Here is a 17,179-nt window from a genome sequence, read left to right as displayed (position 1 = left end):
CGACCCGGTTCTGTCGAGGCCTGCCCGCTCGCGACCGGTGCAGGTGGTCAGGAGCCCGTCACCACGACCGGCCGGTTCCCCGGCTGCACGTCGGGCGCCGGGACCGCCTGGGCCTGGTTTCCGGCCCGCACCCGGCCGACGTCGACCCGGACCAGCTGGCCGGCGCCGTCGACGTAGGTGGCGTCCGAGTCGGTCGTCCAGGCGATCGCGCCGGTCGCAGGCGGCCCGGCCGGCACGGCGGTCATGTCCGGTCCGAACCGCTGCAGGTCGACCAGCAGTGCGCGGGCGGCCTTGCCGACCCGCCCGTTCACCAGCAGCCACCGCCCGTCGGCGGAGATCCCGCCGACTCCGTCCTCGCTCAGCTGCGGACCGCAGCCGGTGCTGACCCGCTTCAGGTCACGCTTCGGGTCGAGTACGGCCAGGCAGGTCCCGCTCGTGTCGCCGGCGGCGACCTGGCCGACCAGCCGTCCGTCGGGCAGCGCGCCGTAGATGCTCAGCGTGGTCCGGTCGACGCCCACGGTCAGCTGCCCGGCGCCGGGCCGCCACAGGGCGTGGCCCGCGCGGTCCGGGTCGAGCCGGACCAGCACGCTGTCGCCGACGAACCGGACCGGTTCCGCGTCGGCGGGTAGGGAGGTGCGCACCGGCCCGATGAGCTGGGTGCCGACCACCCCCGCCACCAGCAGGCCGGTGCCGTCGCGCCAGGCGACCTGGCGGCCGTCGGGTGCCACGACGATCGCGCCCGCCCCGGCCAGCAGCACCTGCACCAGCCCGTCGCGCTGCGCCACCCAAAGGGAACGGCCAGCGGCGGTCGGAGCGCCAACCACCAACCAACCGCCGCCGCCGGGCAGCAGGTGGGCGGCTTCGGCCGGCCCGACGCCAGACAGCTCCAGCCGCCCCCCGGTCGCGCTGATCAGCGTTCCGTCGACGAGCAGGTCGAGGGACGTCCCGGGCGAGGGCGCGGGGGCGGGTGCGGCCGAGGGAATCGGCCGGGCCGACGGGTTCGGGTCACCGATCACGACGATGGGTGTGCCCTGCCCACCGGAATCGTCACCGAGCTGGGCCATCACGGTGCTGACCAGCACCGTGGCGACCGCCGCGAGGGCGAGGCCGCCCGTGGTACGACGGCGCCGGATCCGGTTCGCCCGGCGGATGGCCTGGCCGGCCGGATCGGGGCTCAGTGGGCGGGGTACGGCGACCTGGTGCGAGAGGGTCTCCCGCACCGCACCATCCAGCTCGTCAGGTCGCACGTGGTAGGGACGCGGCGGGCTGCCCGTCAGGTTGCCTGACCGCCCCGGGAATGCTTTCACCGCTGCTCTCCGGTGCCCGTGCCGACCGGCACGGCCGCCGGATCGACGGCCAACTCGACCGGCAGCTCGACCGGACGGGGGGCGATCGGGCGGGGCACGGCCGGACGGGACGCCGGGTTGGTCGTCGTCCGGGGCCGGCTGGGCGCGGCACCGCCGGTGGCCGTGACCTGCCCGCTCGGGGTGGTCGCGCCACCGGCACGCGCGGGGCCTGCGCCGCTCCGGAGCGTCCCGGCAACGGCGGTCCGGCCGCCGGTGGTGGCCTCGCCGGCCAACTCTGGTGCGGCCGCGCCCATCCGCCGGCGCAGCGTGGACAGCGCCCGGGAGGCCTGGCTCTTCACGGTGCCCGGGGAGATGTTCAGCATCGCGGCGGTCTGCGCCTCGGACATGTCCTCGTAGTAGCGCAGCACCAGTACCGCTCGCTGCCGGTTGGGCAGCTCCCTGAGGTGCCGCCAGAGCAGGTCGCGGTCCAGCTGCTGTTCGATCTCGTCGACACCGGCGCGCTCGGGCAGCACCTCGGTGGGGCGCTCACCGTGCCAGCGCCGCCGCCACCAGCTCGTCGATGTGTTGACCATCACCCGCCGGGCGTACGGCTCGACCGCCTCGATCCCACCGAGCCGCTTCCACGCCAGATAGGTCTTGGTCAGCGCCGTCTGGAGCAGGTCCTCGGCCGTGGCCCAGTCGCCGGTGAGCAGGTACGCGGTACGCAGCAGGGCGGCGGAGCGAGCCGCGACGAAGTCGCGAAACTCCTCCTCCAACGGGTCCCTGCTCGCCACCACGCACCTCCGCACCCCAGCCGTCCTGGCAGAGTGCCATGTCAGAGGCGCTCCGGTCCATGACGAAAGGTGCGCACTTGCTCCGATGTTCGGACGAAAACCTTCACGCCCCGTCGTCGGCCTTGGCCTCGTCGGCTTCCTTGCCCAGCCGCGCCTCGACCGCCTGCGGCTCGTACATCTCTTCGACCACTCGCAGGTAGAGCTCGTTCGGGTTGGGCAGGTTCTTGATCTCGCGTAGCGCCTGCTCCTGGCCGGCGGACTCCAGCACGAAGGTGCCGTAGTTGAGCGCCCGACCGGAGGGCGTCTGCTCGTACTTCATGTCGGTGACCCGGACCAGCGGCATCATGGCCACCCGGCGGGTGATGATGCCGTTGACCACCATGACCCGCTTGTTGGTCAGGATGAACCGGTCATACCACCAGTCGGCGACCTTCCACGCCACCCAGCCCATCACCGCGAACCAGAGCAGCACGGCGACGGTGGTCAACGCCCCGACGTTCTGCCCGGCGAGGAAGCCGGAGAGGTAGCCGAGCACGAAGGTCGCCGCGATGCCGACCAGCAGCGGGGTGGTGAGGTGGATCCAGTGCCGCTTCCACTCACCCCGGTAGCGCTCGGTGGGGAAGAGGTAGCGGGCGACCAGCGAGCTGGGCTCGTCCTCCAGCGGCAGCACCCGCCGGGGGGTGGCGCCGGTCGCGTCGGCGCGCAACCCGGCCAGCTCGTCCTCGGAGATCTGCGGAGGCTGGTAGCCGGCCTCCGGATCACGGATCCAGGCCCGGCCCGAACGACCCTCACCGGCGTAGCCCGGCCCGTCACCGTAGCCGACGTCGTCCGATAGGGACGGACCGTCGGACAGGCCGGGGCCGGCGCCGTAGCCCGGGCCGTCGTCGGGCCCGATCCGCGGGATCGGCTCGGTGTCGCGCTCGCGGCGCTCCCGGTCGGGGTCGTCCGGGTCGAAGGGTGGACCGGAGGGGCTGCCCATGGGCGGCTAGGCGACGAGGCTGGTGAAGAAGTCGCCGAACCCCTGGGCGATGTCGACGATCCCGCCGCCGAGCGACTTGAACACATCCGCCGCAGAGTTTGGCCGGTAGGCGACGAAGAAGATCAAGAATGCGATTCCGGCCCAGGTGAGGACCTTCTTGACCATGGCGGGCCATCCTCTCGCGCGGCGCCGGGTCCCATTACCGCAGCGGCACCCAGAGTATCAGTGTGGTGTCGTACAGTGAATATCTGCGTCCGTTCTCCGTCAATCCGGGAGCCATGTCAAGCTCTCCCGGGTAGGTACGGGGACGGTGCGCCGTACACGAGCTCGGGCGGAGTCCACTCGGTCAGGTCGTGCAGCACGACATCTTCCGCGAGCAGGTGACCCGCACTCGCCGGCCAGGCTATCGCATGCAGCCACATTCCCCGAGCCTCGCCGGCGTACGCGCTTCGATCCGTCGGCGAATTCACGAGCCACAGTGGAGTGGGATGCCCGCCGACCCGGATCCGGGCCTGCCCGACGTGCTCGGGGTGGCCCGGCCCAGGGTCGGTCAACGCGTCGGCCAACTCCGGTCCGGGGTCCGGGCCGGACAGCCCGGCCAGCCGGGTGCCCAGGCCGACGCCCGGCTCCTCTGCCACGAAGAGCAGATCGGCCGGGCCGCCACCGAGCGGCGCCGGGCCCGCGCAGGCCACCGCGGTCGCCCGAACTCCGGTGCGGTCGTCCCCGGCGTACGCCACGCCGGTGAGGGTCCAGCCGGGCGGCAGCGGCCACGGGCACCACAGCGGCGTGCCCGGCGGATCCGCGGTCGCCGCGGTGATCCGGTCCACCACGCTCGCCAGGATGTCCGCTCCGATGTGCTCGGGCACGTGCAGCGGTGGCACCGGGCCACAGTGCAGGCACCTCGATTCGGTGTGCATCAGATCCGGCGCCCGTACCGAGCCCCCGCATCTCGGACAACTCACCGCGACACTCACATCCCCACCGTCACCCCGGACCGCCGGCCCGTCAAGCCGGAACGCCCGATTCGGCACTCAGTGGCGTGGTCAGTCCGGCGGCGGCCCGGCGTGGGTGCGGATCCACGCGTGCATGGCGATGCCGCTGGCCACACCCGCGTTGATCGACCTCGTGGAGCCGTACTGGGCGATGGAGTAGAGCTGGTCGCAGGCGGCGCGGGCCGGTTCGGAGAGACCGGGCCCCTCCTGGCCGAACAGCAGCACACACTTCCGCGGCAGGGTGCCGGTCTCCAGTGGGCGCGATCCGGGCAGGTTGTCGATGCCGAACACCAGTAACCCCTGCCCGGCGGCCCAGCCGACGAACTCCTCGATCGTCTCGTGGTGCCGGACGTGCTGGTACCGATCGGTCACCATCGCGCCGCGCCGGTTCCACCGTCGCCGTCCGACGATGTGCACCTCGGCGGCGAGGAAGGCGTTGGCGTTGCGGACCACCGTGCCGATGTTGAAGTCGTGCTGCCAGTTCTCGATGGCGACGTGGAACCCGTGCCGGTGCCGGTCCAGGTCGGCGACGATGGCCTCGTGCCGCCAGTAGCGATAGCGGTCGGTCACGTTGCGCCGGTCCCCCTCGGCCAGCAACTGCGGGTCGTAGCGCGGGTCGTCCGGCAGGTCCCCCGGCCAGGGGCCCACGCCCACCTCAAGCTGGTCGTCGGTCACGGTCATCAGAGAGTACGGACCCGTCCCGCGTTCGCCACCGACGGCCTGCCGGTTCAACCCAGCCCGAGCGCGCCACCGAGCCGGTCCAGGAACCGCCGGTCGGCCGGGCTGGTCGACCGGTCGGCCGAGGGCTCGCCGGCGGCGGGCACCGCCCGGCAGACCCGAGCCGCGACCGACTGCACCCACTGGCGGTACGCGGCCGAGTCGGCGGGGTCGGCGCGCCGGTGCAGGACCCGGACCGCCGCCCGGCAGGCGGCCAGCAGGTCCACCAGATCGGTGAGCCGTTCGGTCGGGGGCTGGGTGCCGTCGTGGCGGGCGTAGATCGCGGCGACCACCGCGCGGACCAGATCGCTGTCGAAAGCCCGGCCGGCGGCGACCGCGTCCAGGCCGGCCAGGCCCGCCATGACCCCGCGCGCGGGCCGGCCGGGGCCCGGGGCGGCGGCGGCCACGAGGACCCGACCGGGCAGGCTGGTGAGCAGGTCCCACTCGGCGGCGGAGTAGACGGCGGTGGTCAAGGGTGCGGCTCGGCGACCGGCAGAGGGCGGCTCTCCGGCAACGGAGTGGCTCATCGGAACCTCCGGCGCCAGCATATGCCTCGAAACGGGAAAAGGGCCCCTTCCCCCTCAGAACCTGGTGTGGGAAGGAGCCCGACGCCGGCGCGGGTAGCCCGCCGCGGTGCTCAGCGGGGCTCGGGGAAGCTGGGCCGCTCCGGGTCCACTCCCTCGGGGACGTTGCTGGCCGCGTACTCCCGCTTGGGGACCATGACCTTGCGGCGGAAGACGCAGACCATGGTGCCGTCCTGGTTGTAGCCGCGGGTCTCCACCGACACCACGCCGCGGTCGGGCTTGGACCCGGACTCCCGCTTGTCCAGCACGGTGGTCTCGCCGTAGATGGTGTCGCCGTGGAAGGTGGGCGCCACATGCCGTAGCGACTCGACCTCCAGGTTGGCGATCGCCTTGCCGCTGACGTCCGGCACCGACATGCCGAGCAGCAGCGAGTAGATGTAGTTGCCGACCACGACGTTGCGCTTGAACTGGCTGGCCGTCTCGGCGTAGTGCGCGTCCATGTGCAGCGGGTGGTGGTTCATGGTGAGCAGGCAGAAGAGGTGGTCGTCGTACTCGGTGACCGTCTTGCCCGGCCAGTGCCGGTAGACCGCGCCGACCTCGAACTCCTCGTAGTAACGGCCGAACTGCATCCTGGTCCCCTTCGACGGGCGGCGATGGAGTTCGGCACAGCATGCCTTACCGGTGGTTAAGGTGACCCGCGGGGCGTGACCCCGGCGGAAAAGTCACACCGGTCGCTCGCTCGGGGGGAGACGCAATGAGCGGCGGGGCCCTCCCCGGCACCCGCCGCCCACGCTCTGATGCGGAGAATTCTGCCCTACGGCAGCGTAGGTTCAACAGAGACCGGCGTCACATTTACTCTTTTGTAACACTACTTTCCGTAGTTGAGCGCAGGGTGATCGGCGATCTCTGCAGGCCCGATACCTGCTTGTCAAGGGGCAAGTTACCGATTCGTAGCGCTCGATCGAATGGATCTCCCTGGAAACGCTCCCATCACGTCCGGTCACGCAAGTGCGTCATGCACTTGCGTTCCGCAGATCGGAACGCACAGACGTGGGTCGATGACCCTCAGTGCCCGCAGTCAGCCCACAGCACGTTTCGTGCCCGACCGCCCGGGAATTCGATACGGTCAGCCCTGGTTCTACGGGACGTAGACAAACCGCGGTGATCGGAGAGTGCAATGGCAACCGTTGAGCTGACCTCGACGAACTTCGACGAGGTGACCGGCAACGACGGAATCGTCCTGGTCGACTTCTGGGCCGACTGGTGTGGTCCGTGCAAGCGGTTCGCCCCGGTCTACGAGCGCTCCTCGGAGAAGCACCAGAACATCGTCTTCGGCAAGGTCGACACCGAGGCCCAGCAGGAGCTGGGCGCCAAGTTCGACATCCGGTCGATCCCGACGATCATGGCGATCCGCGACGGCGTCATCGTCTTCGCCCAGCCGGGTGCGCTGCCGGAGTCCGCGCTGGAGAACCTGATCGAGCAGGTCGAGGCACTGGACATGGACGACGTCCGTAAGCAGCTGGCCGAGCACAACCACTGAGCCGTCCCCGCGACGGCACGCGAGGCCGGGCCCGGTACGGGCCTGGCCTTCGTCGTACCCGGAAGCGCGCACATGATCACCTGCCCGGGCAGGCGGAACTGACCGCCGGTGGGAACCAACGCGGTCGGTAGATCCCGTATCGTCACGACCCGATGGAGAACCTGACCACCCGCGGGCGCGTGACCCGGCTGGGCGCGACCGCACTCGGTCTCGTCCTGCTGCTGGCCGGCACCTTCTGGGGCAGCGACGACGACTTCCCGTTCGGCCCGTTCCGGATGTACTCCACCTCGAATCCGCCGAACGCGCCGGCCCCCGACACGCGAGTTGAGGGGGTGAACAGCTCCGGGGCCGTGATCGACCTCGGCCAGGACGCGACCGGCATCCGCCGCGCCGAGATCGAGGGTCAGCAGGCCCGATACGCCGCCGACCCGACGCTGCTCACCGAGGTCGCCGACGCGTACGCCGAACGCCACCCGGACGCCGCCGAGCTGGTCGAGGTCCGCATCGTCATCCGCTGGCACGGCATCCGCGCCGGCCGGCCGACCGGCCAGCACACCGATGAGACCGTGGTCCGCTGGCAGGCCCCCCGATGAGTCGCTGGCTGACCGAAGCGGTGCCGCGAGGCCGCATCGCCGCGTTCCGGACCCTGATCTACCTCTTCGTCGCCGCCGACCTGGTCGTCTTCACACCCTGGGTACGGACCAGGGCCAGCGTGCCCGGCGAGCTCTACCAGCCGCTGCTGGTCGGCCGGCTCCTCCCGCTACCCACCCCGACCCCGGCGCTGGTGGCGGTGATCTTCTGGGTGCTGCTGCTGCTCGCCCTGCTCGCCGCAACCGGACGGGCGCATCGGCTGCTCGGCTGGTCGGTGTGCGCGCTGTACCTGTTGTGGATGATCATCGCGATGAGCTACGGAAAGGTCGACCACGACCGGTTCGGGCTGCTCGTCGCGCTGGCCGTACTGCCCACCGCCGGCCGCGCCCGGCACGGCGACACCACCCGCACCGAGGCTGGCGGCTGGGCGCTGCGGGTCACCCAGATCGCGGTGATCTGCACGTACTTCCTGGCCGCCTGGGCCAAGCTGCGCTTCGGCGGGCTGGACTGGCTGACCGGCTCGGTGCTCGCGCGGGCCATCATCCGGCGCGGCACCGACCTGGCGGACCTTATCGCCCAGGTGCCGTACCTGCTGATCGTCGCCCAGTTCGGCATCGTGGCCTTCGAGCTGTTCAGCCCGGTGGTCTTCCTGCTGCCGGCCCGCTGGCGGTCGGCCATGGTCGGCTTCTTCTACTCGTTCCACGTGGTGACCTTCGCGACCATCACCATCTCGTTCGCACCGCACCTGGCGGCGATGACCAGCTTCCTGCCGCTGGAGCGGGTCCGCCCGCTGGTCTGGGCCCGCCGGCTCGTCGGCCGCCCCACGGCCGAGCCGACGAGCGCCGCGGTCCAGGACCCGCCGGAGCCGAGCGCTGCGCCGGCCCTGGAGGGCGCCGAGCCGGCGCCGCTGGGCGGTCAGCCGCCGGTGGTCGGGCGACCGGTCGGGCCGTAGAGCCGCTCCCGGGCCTCCTGCGGAAGGGCACACGCCGCCGTGCCACCCGGCAGCCGGTGCCGGTTGCGCGCCACCCAGCGGTACGCCGGCCAGGCCGCGGCGCGCGCCGGCGGGAAGCGCAGCCCGGCGCCGGCGACCCGCCAGACCGGGCCGCTCGCGGCGAGCAGCTTCGCGATGGCGTCCGGGCCGGCGGCGCGTGAGCCGTCGGCGCCGACCCACTGCACGGCCTCCTCGCACTCGTCGGCGGTGAGGCCGAGCGCGTCCAGGTCGGCGAACTGCCAGGGCACCACCCGCGCGGCGGTGGGGATGCGGCGTTCGATGAACTCGGCGCACCGGGTGCAGAACGCGCAGTCCCCGTCGTAGACGAAGGTCGACGTCTTCATGCTGTCCATCCTCCCCTCCGTCACCGCCCGACCGGGCACCGGTGTCCGGCGGGTCACTTGCGCTTCCCTCGTACACGTGTTCGAATAGTGGCCATGCGTTGGGACAACCTCACCGCTCCCCCGGTTGAGGGAGACCCCGAGCGGGCAGCGCCAGCGACGCCACCCCTGCCGCTGGCGCTGCCCGGCGCCGTCGCCCGCACCTTCGACACCCCGGAGTTCGCCGGGATGACCTTCTACGAGGTGCGGGCCAAATCCATCATCAACCGTGTGCCGGGGCAGTCCCGCGTCCCCTTCGAGTGGACCATCAACCCGTACCGGGGCTGTTCTCATGCCTGCGTTTACTGCGTCTCGGGTGACACCCCAGTCTTGATGGCGGACGGGCGCACCAAGCCGATCAGCGAGTTGGAGCCGGGCGACCGGATCTACGGGACGGAGCGGCGCGGCGCCTACCGGCGATACGTCGTCACCACCGTGCTGGACAAGTGGTCGACCGTGAAAGCGGCTTACCGGGTCACCCTGGAGGACGGCACGACGCTCATCGCCAGCGGGGACCACCGCTTCCTGACGGAGCGAGGTTGGAAACACATCACCGGCGACATGGCCGGCACCGACCAACGCCCCTACCTCACCACCAACAATCGCCTGATCGGCACTGGCGCGTTCGAAACAACTCCGAAGGCCTCCCACGACTACCGTCGCGGCTATATCTGCGGCATGGTGCGTGGTGACGGAACCATAGGCACCTACGCCACAGGCAAGAGCTGGAGTCACCAGTTTCGCTTGGCGCTCGCGGACAGCGAGGCACTCGATCGTACCGAGCAGTTTTTGAGGGAAACGGGCGTCGAGACAAGCCGCTCCTCGTTCGGTCGTGCCATGCCTGACCGGCGGAAGATGGAGGCCGTCCGCGCTTCGGGTAAGCAGAAGGTCGATGCCATCAGGGAGATGATCCGATGGCCGAAACATCCGACTTCTGAGTGGCAGCGAGGGTTCCTCGCTGGCATCTTCGATGCCGAGGGCAGTTGCAGCCAGGGCATCCTGAGGATCGCCAACTGCGATGATCAGATTCTCAGCTACACGACGGAAGCACTGCGCGCCTTCGGATTCACCAGTGTTCTGGAGGACCGCCGGCGGACCAACCGACTGCGTTACGTACGGCTGACCGGGGGTCTCCCGGCACGGTTGCGCTTCTTCCATTTGACCGACCCGGCCATCACTCGCAAGCGGTCGATCGAGGGCGCCGCGCTGAAGCATCAGACCGCACTCCGGGTGGTGGGCATCCAAGCGCTCGGGCTGGAACTGCCGCTGTGGGACATCACCACCGGCACCGGGGACTTCATCGCCAACGGGGTGGTCAGCCACAACTGCTTCGCCCGGAATACGCACACCTACCTCGACCTGGACGCCGGGACGGACTTCGACCGGAAGGTGATCGTCAAGGTCAACGCCGGTGAGCTGGTCCGGCGGGAGCTGGCCGCACCGAAGTGGCGGGGCGCGCACGTGGCGATGGGCACCAACGTGGACTGCTACCAGCGCGCCGAGGGCCGTTACCGGCTGATGCCGCAGATCATCGCCGCCTTGCGAGACTTCGCCAACCCGTTCTCGATCCTCACCAAGGGCACGCTGATCCTGCGGGACCTGCCATTGCTGCGCCAGGCCGCTGAGGTGACCAGCGTCGGCATCTCCTTCTCGGTGGGCTTCGTCGACGAGCAGCTCTGGCGTTCCGTCGAGCCGGGCACGCCGCACCCGCGCCGGCGGCTGGACGCGGTCCGGGCGCTCGCCGACGCCGGTTTCTCCGTCGGGGTGCTGATGGCCCCGATCCTGCCCGGGCTGAGCGACACCGACGAGTCGATCGACGCCACCGTGTCGGCGATCGCCGCCGCCGGGGCGACCAGCGTGACCCCGCTGGCGCTGCACCTGCGCCCTGGCGCCCGGGAGTGGTACGCCCACTGGCTGGCCAGGGAGCACCCGCACCTCGTCCCCCGCTACCGCGAGCTCTACCGGGCCGGCGCCTACGCCCCGCAGGCGTACCAGCGGGAGCTGACCGCGCGGGTGCGGATCGCGGGCCGCCGGCACGGGCTGCACCGCGCTGATCTGGGTGACAACCGCAGCCTCCCCGAGCCACCACCACAGCCGGCTGAGCAGCTGACCCTGCTCTAGCCGGCGGGCGGCGCTACAGTCGGCGGGTGCGTACCGCTCAGCAGATCCTCGCCGACTCCGCCGTGATCGCCGTCGTGGGCGCGTCCCGCGACCCGGACAAGGCCGCGCACAGTGTGCCGTTGCAGATACAGCGGCACGGCTGGCGGATCATTCCGGTCAATCCGAGCGTCGAGGAGCTCTTCGGGGAGCGGGCTTACCCCACGCTGGCCGACATCCCGCACCCGGTCGACCTGGTGAACGTATTCCGACCGGCAGCCGACGCCGTGCAGGTGGTCCGGGACGCGGCGGCGATCGGCGCCCGGGCGGTCTGGTTGCAGCTGGGCATCGTCTCCGCCGAGGCACGGCGGATCGCCGAGGCCGCCGGGATGGACTACGTCGAGGACCGCTGCCTCGCCGTCGAGCGCGCCGTCGGCGCCCTCACCCGCCTCGGCTAAACCGCTCCCGCACGCTGCGGCCGGATTCATCACGCTCACGACCGACCGCCGTCTGCTTCCCTGACTGCGGGCCGGGCGGAGGTCAGAGCTTGTATTCCTTGAGCAGGCCGCGGGAGATGATGGTCTTCTGGATCTCGGAGGTGCCCTCGCCGATGAGCAGGAACGGGGCCTCCCGCATCAGCCGCTCGATCTCGTACTCCTTGGAGTAGCCGTAGCCGCCGTGGATGCGGAACGCCTCCTGGACGACCTCGGCGCAGTATTCCGAGGCGAGCAGCTTGGCCATCCCGGCCTCGACGTCGTTGCGCTGGCCGGCGTCCTTGAGCCGGGCGGCGTTGACCATGAGGGCGTGCGCGGCCTCGATCTTCGTGCCCATCTCGGCGAGCTTGAAGGCGATGGCCTGGTGCTTGGCGAGCGGCTGACCGAAGGTCTTGCGCTGCTGCGCGTAGCTGACCGCCAACTCGAAGGCCCGGATGGAGATGCCGCAGGCGCGGGCGGCCACGTTCACCCGGCCCACCTCGATGCCGTCCATCATCTGGTAGAAGCCCCGGCCCACCTTGTCGGCGCCGCCGAGGATCGCCGAGTCGGGCACGGTCACCCCGTCGAGCACCATCTCGGTGGTCTCGACGCCCTTGTAGCCCATCTTGTCGATCTTGCCGGGGATGGTGAGGCCGGGTGCGGTCTCGCCGAAGCCCGGCTCCTTCTCCAGCAGGAAGGTGCTCATGTTTCCGTACACCGACTCGGCGCCGGTGTCGGTCTTGACCAGGGTGGCCACCACGGAGGAGTACGCCCCGTTGGTGAGCCACATCTTCTGACCGTTGAGCACGTAGCGGTCGCCGTCGCGGACGGCCCGAGACTTGATGGCCGAGACGTCGGAGCCGGTCTCCGGCTCGGACATCGAGAACGCGCCGCGTACCTCGCCGGTGGCCATCCTCGGCAGCAGCCGGGCCTTCTGCGCGGCGGAGCCGTGCTGGGAGATGAGGTACGCCACGATGAAGTGGGTGTTCACGATGCCGGAGATCGACATCCAGCCTCGGGACAGCTGTTCCACCACCAGCGCGTAGGTGAGCAGCGACTCGCCGAGGCCGCCGTACTCCTCGTCGATGGTGAGGCCGAACAGCCCCATCTCGCGCATCCCGTCGAGGATGTCGGTCGGGTATTCGTCGGCGTGCTCCAGCCGCTGAGCGTGCGGGATGATCTCCTTGTCGGCGAACTCCCGGACGGTCTCCAGGATCGACCGCTGCACATCGGTCAGGCCGGGTGTCTGGGCGAGTCGAGCCATCTCAGCCTCCGGGGATCAGCGCACTACTCATGGGTAACTGAACGCTGGGTCAGTATCGGCCTCCGGGGCCAGCGAGGCCAAGGTGACCAGTCCACACAACCGCTGTGAAAAGGTTCACCGCTGCGGGTAGCGTCCGGCAAGAGGGACTTTTCCGGCACCGGCAGGAGGAGGACAGCCGTGAGCTACCCGCCGCCGTCGGGACCGCCCGAGGACGAGCAGCCGCCGTCACCCTACGAGCCACCCCCGGACCAGTCGCCCTACGCGCCTCCGCCGGCGGGCCAGTCGCCGTACGCGCCGCCGCCGGACCAGTCGGCCTTCGGGCCGCCGGAGCGCTCGCCGTACGGGCCGCCGGCGGACGACCCCTCGCCGTACCAGCAGCAGGGACCGCACCAGCCGGCGCACTGGGCGCAGCAGCCGCCGTACCCTCCGCAGGGCCCCTACGGGCAGTACGGCCCTCCGTCGTCCGGACCGGGTCGGGGCACCAACGTGCTGGCGATCCTGTCGCTGGTGTTCGCCTTCGTGTTCCCCCCGGCCGGCGCTGTCCTCGGCCACGTGGCCAAGCGGCAGATCCGCACCAGCGGCGAGGAGGGCGGCCAGCTCGCCACCTGGGGATTGGTCCTCGGCTACGCCTTCACCGGGCTCACCCTGCTGGCCTGCTGTGGTTGGCTGGCGCTGGTCCTCATCGGCAACACCGGCGACAGCGGCGGCTACTGACCGGCGGCCAGGACCCGTCCCCTGTGGACGTGCCCGGTCAACGGAACCGGGCCTCGCGGACGCTGTTACCGCCGTCCACCACCAGCATCTGACCGGTGATGTACGAGGCGGCCGGCGAGCAGAGGAAGCTGATCGCGGCGGCGACCTCGTCCGGAGTGCCCGGTCGACCGACCGGGGTGCCCAGCCCCTGCTTGATCTCCGCCATCGTGGACGCCGCGGTGTAGATGGTGCCGGGGGCCACCGCGTTCACGGTCACCCCGTCGGCGATCATCTCCATGGCCAGCGCCCGGGTCAGCCCGACCACTCCGGCCTTCGCCGCGGCGTACGCGGCCTCGGTGGGCAGAGCGTTGACCGGGCCGGCCGTGGCGGCCAGGTTGACGATCCGCCCCCAGCCGCGCTCGGCCATCCCACCGATGAACGCCCGACTGCACAGGAACGCGGTGGACAGGTTGCGGTCGATCTCGCCGCGCCACTCGTCGTAGGTCAGCTGCGCGACCGGCCGCAGCACACCCTGGCTGGCCCGACTGGCCAGGCCGGCGTTGTTGACCAGCACCTCGACGTCACCCAACTGCTCGGCGACCGCGTCGGCCAGCGCGCCGACCTCGGACTCGTCGGTCAGGTCCGCCACGAAGCCGGTCACCCCCAGTTCGGTGGCCCGCTCGTGGATGCGCCGGGTGGTGGAGACAATGGCCACCCGGGCGCCCAGGTCGGCGAGTCGGCGGGCGGTGGCGTACCCGATGCCGTCCGGGCTGCCCGCTCCGGTCACCAGGGCGACCCGCCCGTCGAGTCGCATGGTCACCGGGTCGGCGAGCGCGACCGGCTCGTCCGCGCCGGTGGCACCGGCCGGTGTGGCCGCACGGCCGCGCCGGCCTGCGCCGGGGCGGCTGACGTCCCGTCTCGGTCGACTGCCGGAACGATCGGCGGCGCGCGCATCCATTGCCATGCCAGGATCCTGCCCGGTAGGACGGGCCCGAGCAACGCGGCACCCGGGAGCGGGGGCATCCGGTTTGGTCGCCGCTGGCTACCCTGACGGCGCACCCGACCTGACGGAGAATCGCATGACCTATCCCCACGCACCCGGCGGCTGGACCGATCCCACCGGCCAACAGTCGAGCCCTCCGCTGGATCCGACCCTTGTGGCCGGACAGCCGGTTCCCACCCAACCCGGCCCGGCGGACCCGTACGCGCCGGTCGACCCGTACGCCGCTGGGCAGTTGCCCCCGGGTCAGCCGATGCCCGGGTACGCCCCACCCGGCTATCCGCCGCAGTACGCCGGCTACGGCTATCCGGCGCCCCAGAAGACCAACGGGCTGGCTATCGCGGCGCTGGTGCTGGCCCTGGTCGGCGCAACGTCCTGCATCACCGCACCGGTCGGCGCGATCCTCGGTCACGTGGCCCAGAAGCAGATCCGGCTGAGCGGCGAGGGCGGCGAGGGGATGGCGAAGGCCGCGATCATCGTCGGCTGGATCTTCACCGGGTTGCTGGTGCTGCTGATCGCCTTCTACGTCGTCATGATCGTCATCGCCATCGCGACGAGCGCCGGCAACGACAGCTACTGAGCGGCGAACGGGTCGGCACAGCGCCGGTTGTCGGGCCGCGACGACGGACGCCGGCTGTCGTCGCGGCCCGGCACGGTCACTCCGAGGGCGGGGTGAACGACGACGTACGGCTCATCCCGGCGGCCCGGCCCTTGGCGGCGACGACCAGCGCCATCTTGCGGGACGCCTCGTCGATCATCTCGTCGCCGAGCATCACCGCGCCGAGCTTGCCGCCGGCCTCCGAGGTGTAGTGCTGGTACGCGTCGAGGATCAGCTCGGCGTGGTCGTAGTCGGCCTGCGCCGGCTGGTAGACCTCGTTGGCGGCGTCGATCTGGCCCGGGTGCAGCACCCACTTGCCGTCGAAGCCCAGCGCCGCCGAACGCTTGGCCACCTCGCGGAACGCGTCCACGTCCCGGATCTGCAGGAACGGGCCGTCGATTGCCTGCTTGTCGTGCATCCGGGCGGCCATCAGGATCCGCATGAGGATGTAGTGGTACGGGTCGCCCGGGTAGTCCGGGATCAGCGCCCCGACCACCAACGACTTCATGTTGATCGAGGCCATGAAGTCGGCCGGGCCGAAGATGATGGTCTCCACCCGCGGCGAGGCGCCCGCGATGGCGTCCACGTTGACCAGGCCGGCGGCGTTCTCGATCTGCGCCTCGATGCCGATCCGGCCGACCTCCAGGCCGAGCGTCTTCTCGATCTGGGTGAGCAGCAGGTCCAGCCAGTGCACCTGCTCGGCGGTCTGCACCTTCGGCAGCATTACGCAGTCCAGGTTGGCGCCGGCACCCTCGACGACCTCGATGACGTCCCGGTAGGTCCACGGGGTGGTCAGGTCGTTGACCCGGACCACGCGCGTCTTGCCGGCCCAGTCACCCTCGTTGAGCGCGGCCACGATGTTCTTCCGCGCATCCGGCTTGGCCAGCGGGGCCACGGCGTCCTCCAGGTCGAGGAAGACCTGGTCGGCCGGGAGGCCCTGCGCCTTGCCGAGCATCTTGACGCTGGAACCCGGTACGGCGAGGCAGGACCGGCGGGGACGACCGACTGCGGCCATGGATGCGCTCCTTCCAGCGTCCGGCGGGCACGCCGACGCCACCTGACGACAGATCCGAGAAACTTAACGATCCCAAAGGGCGTGGTGACGCCACGGTAACCTCGCGCCATGACCGGGGTGAATGGACCTGTGGAAGATCTCACTGGGCGGCGACTGGTGGTGGTGACCGGCGCCAGCTCCGGCATCGGGCTGGCCGCCGCCGTGGACCTGGCGTGCCGCGGCGATCAGGTGGTGCTGGTCGGGCGGGACCCGGCCCGGTTGCAGGCCGCGGCGGAACGGGTACGGGAGACGTCGGGCGAGCGTCCGGAGTTGTTCCGGGCAGACTTCGCGGTGCTGGACGACGTGCGCCGGCTCGCCGAGCGGCTGCGCGACGCGTACGGCCGGATCGACCTGCTGGCCAACAACGCCGGTGCCATCGCACTTCAGCCGCTCACGACCGTCGACGGCTTCGAGCTGTCGATCCAGGCCAACCACCTGTCGCCGTTCCTGCTGACCAACCTGCTCGCCGACCGGATCGGCCGGATCGTGGTCACCGCCTCCGGCGCGCACCGCTTCGGCACGCTGGAGCCGGACGACCTGAACAGGCCGCTGGGCCGCTACCGGCCGATGGGCGCGTACGGCACGAGCAAACAGGCGAACATCCTGTTCACCGCCGAGGCTGCCCGCCGCTGGCCGGGCATTCCGGCACACAGCTTCCACCCGGGGGTGGTGCGGACCCGGTTCGCCAACGACAGCCGGCTGGTCGCCCTCGGCATGCGACTCCTGCCGTTCCGCAGCCCCGAGAAGGGTGCCGAGACCCTGGTCTGGCTGGCCAACCAGGACCGGTCCCGACTGATCGACGGCGGCTACTACCACGACCGGCGGCCGCGCCGGCCGTACCGCAAGGCCGCCGACCCGCAGCTCGCCGCCCGGCTCTGGGCGGCCAGCGCCAAGGCCGTCGGCATCGCGGACTAGCGTGACCACCATGCTGACGCTTGTCGCGCTCGTCGAGTTCCCCGTCGGGGCCGAGGCCGCCGGAAAGCGCTACGAGGACGCCGTGCTGGCGCTGCTCGGCCGGCACGGCGGCCACCTGGAACGGCGACTGCGCGGCATCGACGAGCGGGCCGAGGTGCACGTCATCCGGTTCGACGCGCGCGCCGGATACGAGTCGTTCCTCGTCGACCCGGAGCGGTCCGCGCTGCGCGCCGCACTCGGCGGGTCCGCGCCGACCACGCGCGTGATCGAGGTGTACGAGGCGTAGGGCGT

The 17,179-nt window shown here is 71.0% G+C and carries 21 protein-coding genes; 9 read left to right on the top strand and 12 right to left on the bottom strand.

The genetic code is table 11. The annotated features are described in order from the left end of the window. Positions 1-47: 47 nt before the first annotated feature. The 8 genes from ACFYPS_RS06405 to ACFYPS_RS06370 all read right to left on the bottom strand — a co-directional run bounded on the left by ACFYPS_RS06405 (position 48) and on the right by ACFYPS_RS06370 (position 5,921). Entirely contained in the window at positions 48-1,220 is a 1,173-nt protein-coding gene (locus ACFYPS_RS06405; RefSeq protein WP_387323163.1) for a hypothetical protein, read from the bottom strand. An 83-nt stretch (positions 1,221-1,303) separates the two neighbouring features. Beyond that, positions 1,304-2,080 (bottom strand): SigE family RNA polymerase sigma factor, encoded by a 777-nt coding sequence (locus tag ACFYPS_RS06400; protein ID WP_387323161.1) that lies wholly within the window; start codon positions 2,078-2,080, stop codon positions 1,304-1,306. A gap of 103 nt (positions 2,081-2,183) precedes the next feature. Next, on the bottom strand, positions 2,184-3,059 hold the full coding sequence (locus ACFYPS_RS06395; RefSeq protein ID WP_387323159.1) for a PH domain-containing protein: 876 nt from the start codon (positions 3,057-3,059) through the stop codon (positions 2,184-2,186). A gap of 6 nt (positions 3,060-3,065) precedes the next feature. Continuing rightward, complete coding sequence (locus ACFYPS_RS06390; protein WP_165942702.1) at positions 3,066-3,224, bottom strand: hypothetical protein; 159 nt, start codon at positions 3,222-3,224, stop codon at positions 3,066-3,068. A 116-nt stretch (positions 3,225-3,340) separates the two neighbouring features. Beyond that, positions 3,341-4,021, bottom strand: coding sequence for a DUF6758 family protein (locus ACFYPS_RS06385; protein ID WP_387323157.1), 681 nt, complete (start codon positions 4,019-4,021; stop codon positions 3,341-3,343). Positions 4,022-4,102: 81 nt separating this feature from the next. Further along, a complete protein-coding gene (locus tag ACFYPS_RS06380) occupies positions 4,103-4,726 on the bottom strand; it encodes a TrmH family RNA methyltransferase (RefSeq protein WP_387323155.1) in 624 nt (207 codons plus the stop codon). A gap of 53 nt (positions 4,727-4,779) precedes the next feature. After that, positions 4,780-5,295 (bottom strand): hypothetical protein, encoded by a 516-nt coding sequence (locus ACFYPS_RS06375; RefSeq protein ID WP_387323153.1) that lies wholly within the window; start codon positions 5,293-5,295, stop codon positions 4,780-4,782. 110 nt (positions 5,296-5,405) lie between these two features. Next, complete coding sequence (locus tag ACFYPS_RS06370; protein ID WP_089017858.1) at positions 5,406-5,921, bottom strand: MaoC family dehydratase; 516 nt, start codon at positions 5,919-5,921, stop codon at positions 5,406-5,408. Positions 5,922-6,469: 548 nt separating this feature from the next. On the opposite strand from ACFYPS_RS06370, the gene trxA reads away from it, so the two are divergent. From trxA to ACFYPS_RS06355, 3 genes are all read left to right on the top strand, one after another. Next, on the top strand, positions 6,470-6,832 hold the full coding sequence (gene trxA / locus ACFYPS_RS06365) for a thioredoxin (RefSeq protein ID WP_007455291.1): 363 nt from the start codon (positions 6,470-6,472) through the stop codon (positions 6,830-6,832). A gap of 152 nt (positions 6,833-6,984) precedes the next feature. After that, complete coding sequence (locus ACFYPS_RS06360) at positions 6,985-7,425, top strand: hypothetical protein (RefSeq protein WP_387323151.1); 441 nt, start codon at positions 6,985-6,987, stop codon at positions 7,423-7,425. Continuing rightward, entirely contained in the window at positions 7,422-8,375 is a 954-nt protein-coding gene (locus ACFYPS_RS06355; RefSeq protein WP_387323149.1) for an HTTM domain-containing protein, read from the top strand. The genes ACFYPS_RS06360 and ACFYPS_RS06355 overlap by 4 nt, the downstream gene beginning before the upstream one ends. On the opposite strand, the gene ACFYPS_RS06350 is transcribed toward ACFYPS_RS06355, so the two are convergent. Continuing rightward, the gene (locus ACFYPS_RS06350; protein ID WP_354964574.1) at positions 8,339-8,758 is read right to left on the bottom strand and encodes a DUF393 domain-containing protein; all 420 of its coding nucleotides are present in this window, start codon (positions 8,756-8,758) and stop codon (positions 8,339-8,341) included. The two genes, ACFYPS_RS06355 and ACFYPS_RS06350, sit on opposite strands and share 37 nt — an antisense overlap. A gap of 93 nt (positions 8,759-8,851) precedes the next feature. Here ACFYPS_RS06350 and ACFYPS_RS06345 point away from each other — a divergent pair, with 93 nt between their 5' ends. After that, positions 8,852-10,915: an intein-containing Rv2578c family radical SAM protein gene (locus ACFYPS_RS06345; RefSeq protein ID WP_387323147.1), complete on the top strand. Its 2,064-nt coding sequence runs from the start codon at positions 8,852-8,854 to the stop codon at positions 10,913-10,915. 26 nt (positions 10,916-10,941) lie between these two features. Then, positions 10,942-11,349 carry a CoA-binding protein gene (locus ACFYPS_RS06340; protein WP_387323145.1) on the top strand — a complete coding sequence of 136 codons (408 nt, stop codon included), beginning with the start codon at positions 10,942-10,944 and terminating at the stop codon, positions 11,347-11,349. Between the two features lie 82 nt (positions 11,350-11,431). On the opposite strand, the gene ACFYPS_RS06335 is transcribed toward ACFYPS_RS06340, so the two are convergent. Next, positions 11,432-12,628, bottom strand: a complete 1,197-nt coding sequence (locus ACFYPS_RS06335; RefSeq protein WP_387323143.1) for an acyl-CoA dehydrogenase family protein — start codon at positions 12,626-12,628, stop codon at positions 11,432-11,434. Between the two features lie 177 nt (positions 12,629-12,805). On the opposite strand from ACFYPS_RS06335, the gene ACFYPS_RS06330 reads away from it, so the two are divergent. Further along, positions 12,806-13,342, top strand: coding sequence for a DUF4190 domain-containing protein (locus ACFYPS_RS06330; protein WP_387323141.1), 537 nt, complete (start codon positions 12,806-12,808; stop codon positions 13,340-13,342). 37 nt (positions 13,343-13,379) lie between these two features. On the opposite strand, the gene ACFYPS_RS06325 is transcribed toward ACFYPS_RS06330, so the two are convergent. Then, complete coding sequence (locus tag ACFYPS_RS06325) at positions 13,380-14,285, bottom strand: SDR family NAD(P)-dependent oxidoreductase (RefSeq protein WP_354964569.1); 906 nt, start codon at positions 14,283-14,285, stop codon at positions 13,380-13,382. A gap of 115 nt (positions 14,286-14,400) precedes the next feature. Between ACFYPS_RS06325 and ACFYPS_RS06320 the strand changes: the two genes are divergently transcribed. Then, on the top strand, positions 14,401-14,901 hold the full coding sequence (locus tag ACFYPS_RS06320) for a DUF4190 domain-containing protein (RefSeq protein ID WP_387323139.1): 501 nt from the start codon (positions 14,401-14,403) through the stop codon (positions 14,899-14,901). Between the two features lie 76 nt (positions 14,902-14,977). On the opposite strand, the gene ACFYPS_RS06315 is transcribed toward ACFYPS_RS06320, so the two are convergent. Next, positions 14,978-15,934: a CoA ester lyase gene (locus tag ACFYPS_RS06315; RefSeq protein ID WP_354964567.1), complete on the bottom strand. Its 957-nt coding sequence runs from the start codon at positions 15,932-15,934 to the stop codon at positions 14,978-14,980. A gap of 129 nt (positions 15,935-16,063) precedes the next feature. On the opposite strand from ACFYPS_RS06315, the gene ACFYPS_RS06310 reads away from it, so the two are divergent. Continuing rightward, on the top strand, positions 16,064-16,888 hold the full coding sequence (locus ACFYPS_RS06310; protein WP_387323593.1) for an SDR family NAD(P)-dependent oxidoreductase: 825 nt from the start codon (positions 16,064-16,066) through the stop codon (positions 16,886-16,888). Positions 16,889-16,898: 10 nt separating this feature from the next. Continuing rightward, positions 16,899-17,174, top strand: a complete 276-nt coding sequence (locus ACFYPS_RS06305; RefSeq protein ID WP_387323137.1) for a hypothetical protein — start codon at positions 16,899-16,901, stop codon at positions 17,172-17,174. Positions 17,175-17,179: the final 5 nt, after the last annotated feature.

Origin of the sequence: Micromonospora sp. NPDC005087, assembly GCF_042872965.1 — a bacterium.
Taxonomy (GTDB): domain Bacteria; phylum Actinomycetota; class Actinomycetes; order Mycobacteriales; family Micromonosporaceae; genus Micromonospora.
The sequence above is the reverse complement of the archived record's forward strand: the minus strand, read 5'-3'. Positions and strand labels throughout refer to the sequence as shown.

What these genes read in the sequence shown, in the direction of transcription:
- ACFYPS_RS06395 (WP_387323159.1), bottom strand. Translation starts at nt 3,059, where the DNA reads ATGGGCAGCCCCTCCGGTCCACCCTTCGACCCGGACGACCCCGACCGG.
- ACFYPS_RS06390 (WP_165942702.1), bottom strand. Translation starts at nt 3,224, where the DNA reads ATGGTCAAGAAGGTCCTCACCTGGGCCGGAATCGCATTCTTGATCTTC.
- ACFYPS_RS06375 (WP_387323153.1), bottom strand. Translation starts at nt 5,295, where the DNA reads ATGAGCCACTCCGTTGCCGGAGAGCCGCCCTCTGCCGGTCGCCGAGCC.
- ACFYPS_RS06370 (WP_089017858.1), bottom strand. Translation starts at nt 5,921, where the DNA reads ATGCAGTTCGGCCGTTACTACGAGGAGTTCGAGGTCGGCGCGGTCTAC.
- trxA (WP_007455291.1), top strand. Translation starts at nt 6,470, where the DNA reads ATGGCAACCGTTGAGCTGACCTCGACGAACTTCGACGAGGTGACCGGC.
- ACFYPS_RS06360 (WP_387323151.1), top strand. Translation starts at nt 6,985, where the DNA reads ATGGAGAACCTGACCACCCGCGGGCGCGTGACCCGGCTGGGCGCGACC.
- ACFYPS_RS06355 (WP_387323149.1), top strand. Translation starts at nt 7,422, where the DNA reads ATGAGTCGCTGGCTGACCGAAGCGGTGCCGCGAGGCCGCATCGCCGCG.
- ACFYPS_RS06350 (WP_354964574.1), bottom strand. Translation starts at nt 8,758, where the DNA reads ATGAAGACGTCGACCTTCGTCTACGACGGGGACTGCGCGTTCTGCACC.
- ACFYPS_RS06345 (WP_387323147.1), top strand. Translation starts at nt 8,852, where the DNA reads ATGCGTTGGGACAACCTCACCGCTCCCCCGGTTGAGGGAGACCCCGAG.
- ACFYPS_RS06335 (WP_387323143.1), bottom strand. Translation starts at nt 12,628, where the DNA reads ATGGCTCGACTCGCCCAGACACCCGGCCTGACCGATGTGCAGCGGTCG.
- ACFYPS_RS06325 (WP_354964569.1), bottom strand. Translation starts at nt 14,285, where the DNA reads ATGGCAATGGATGCGCGCGCCGCCGATCGTTCCGGCAGTCGACCGAGA.
- ACFYPS_RS06320 (WP_387323139.1), top strand. Translation starts at nt 14,401, where the DNA reads ATGACCTATCCCCACGCACCCGGCGGCTGGACCGATCCCACCGGCCAA.
- ACFYPS_RS06315 (WP_354964567.1), bottom strand. Translation starts at nt 15,934, where the DNA reads ATGGCCGCAGTCGGTCGTCCCCGCCGGTCCTGCCTCGCCGTACCGGGT.
- ACFYPS_RS06305 (WP_387323137.1), top strand. Translation starts at nt 16,899, where the DNA reads ATGCTGACGCTTGTCGCGCTCGTCGAGTTCCCCGTCGGGGCCGAGGCC.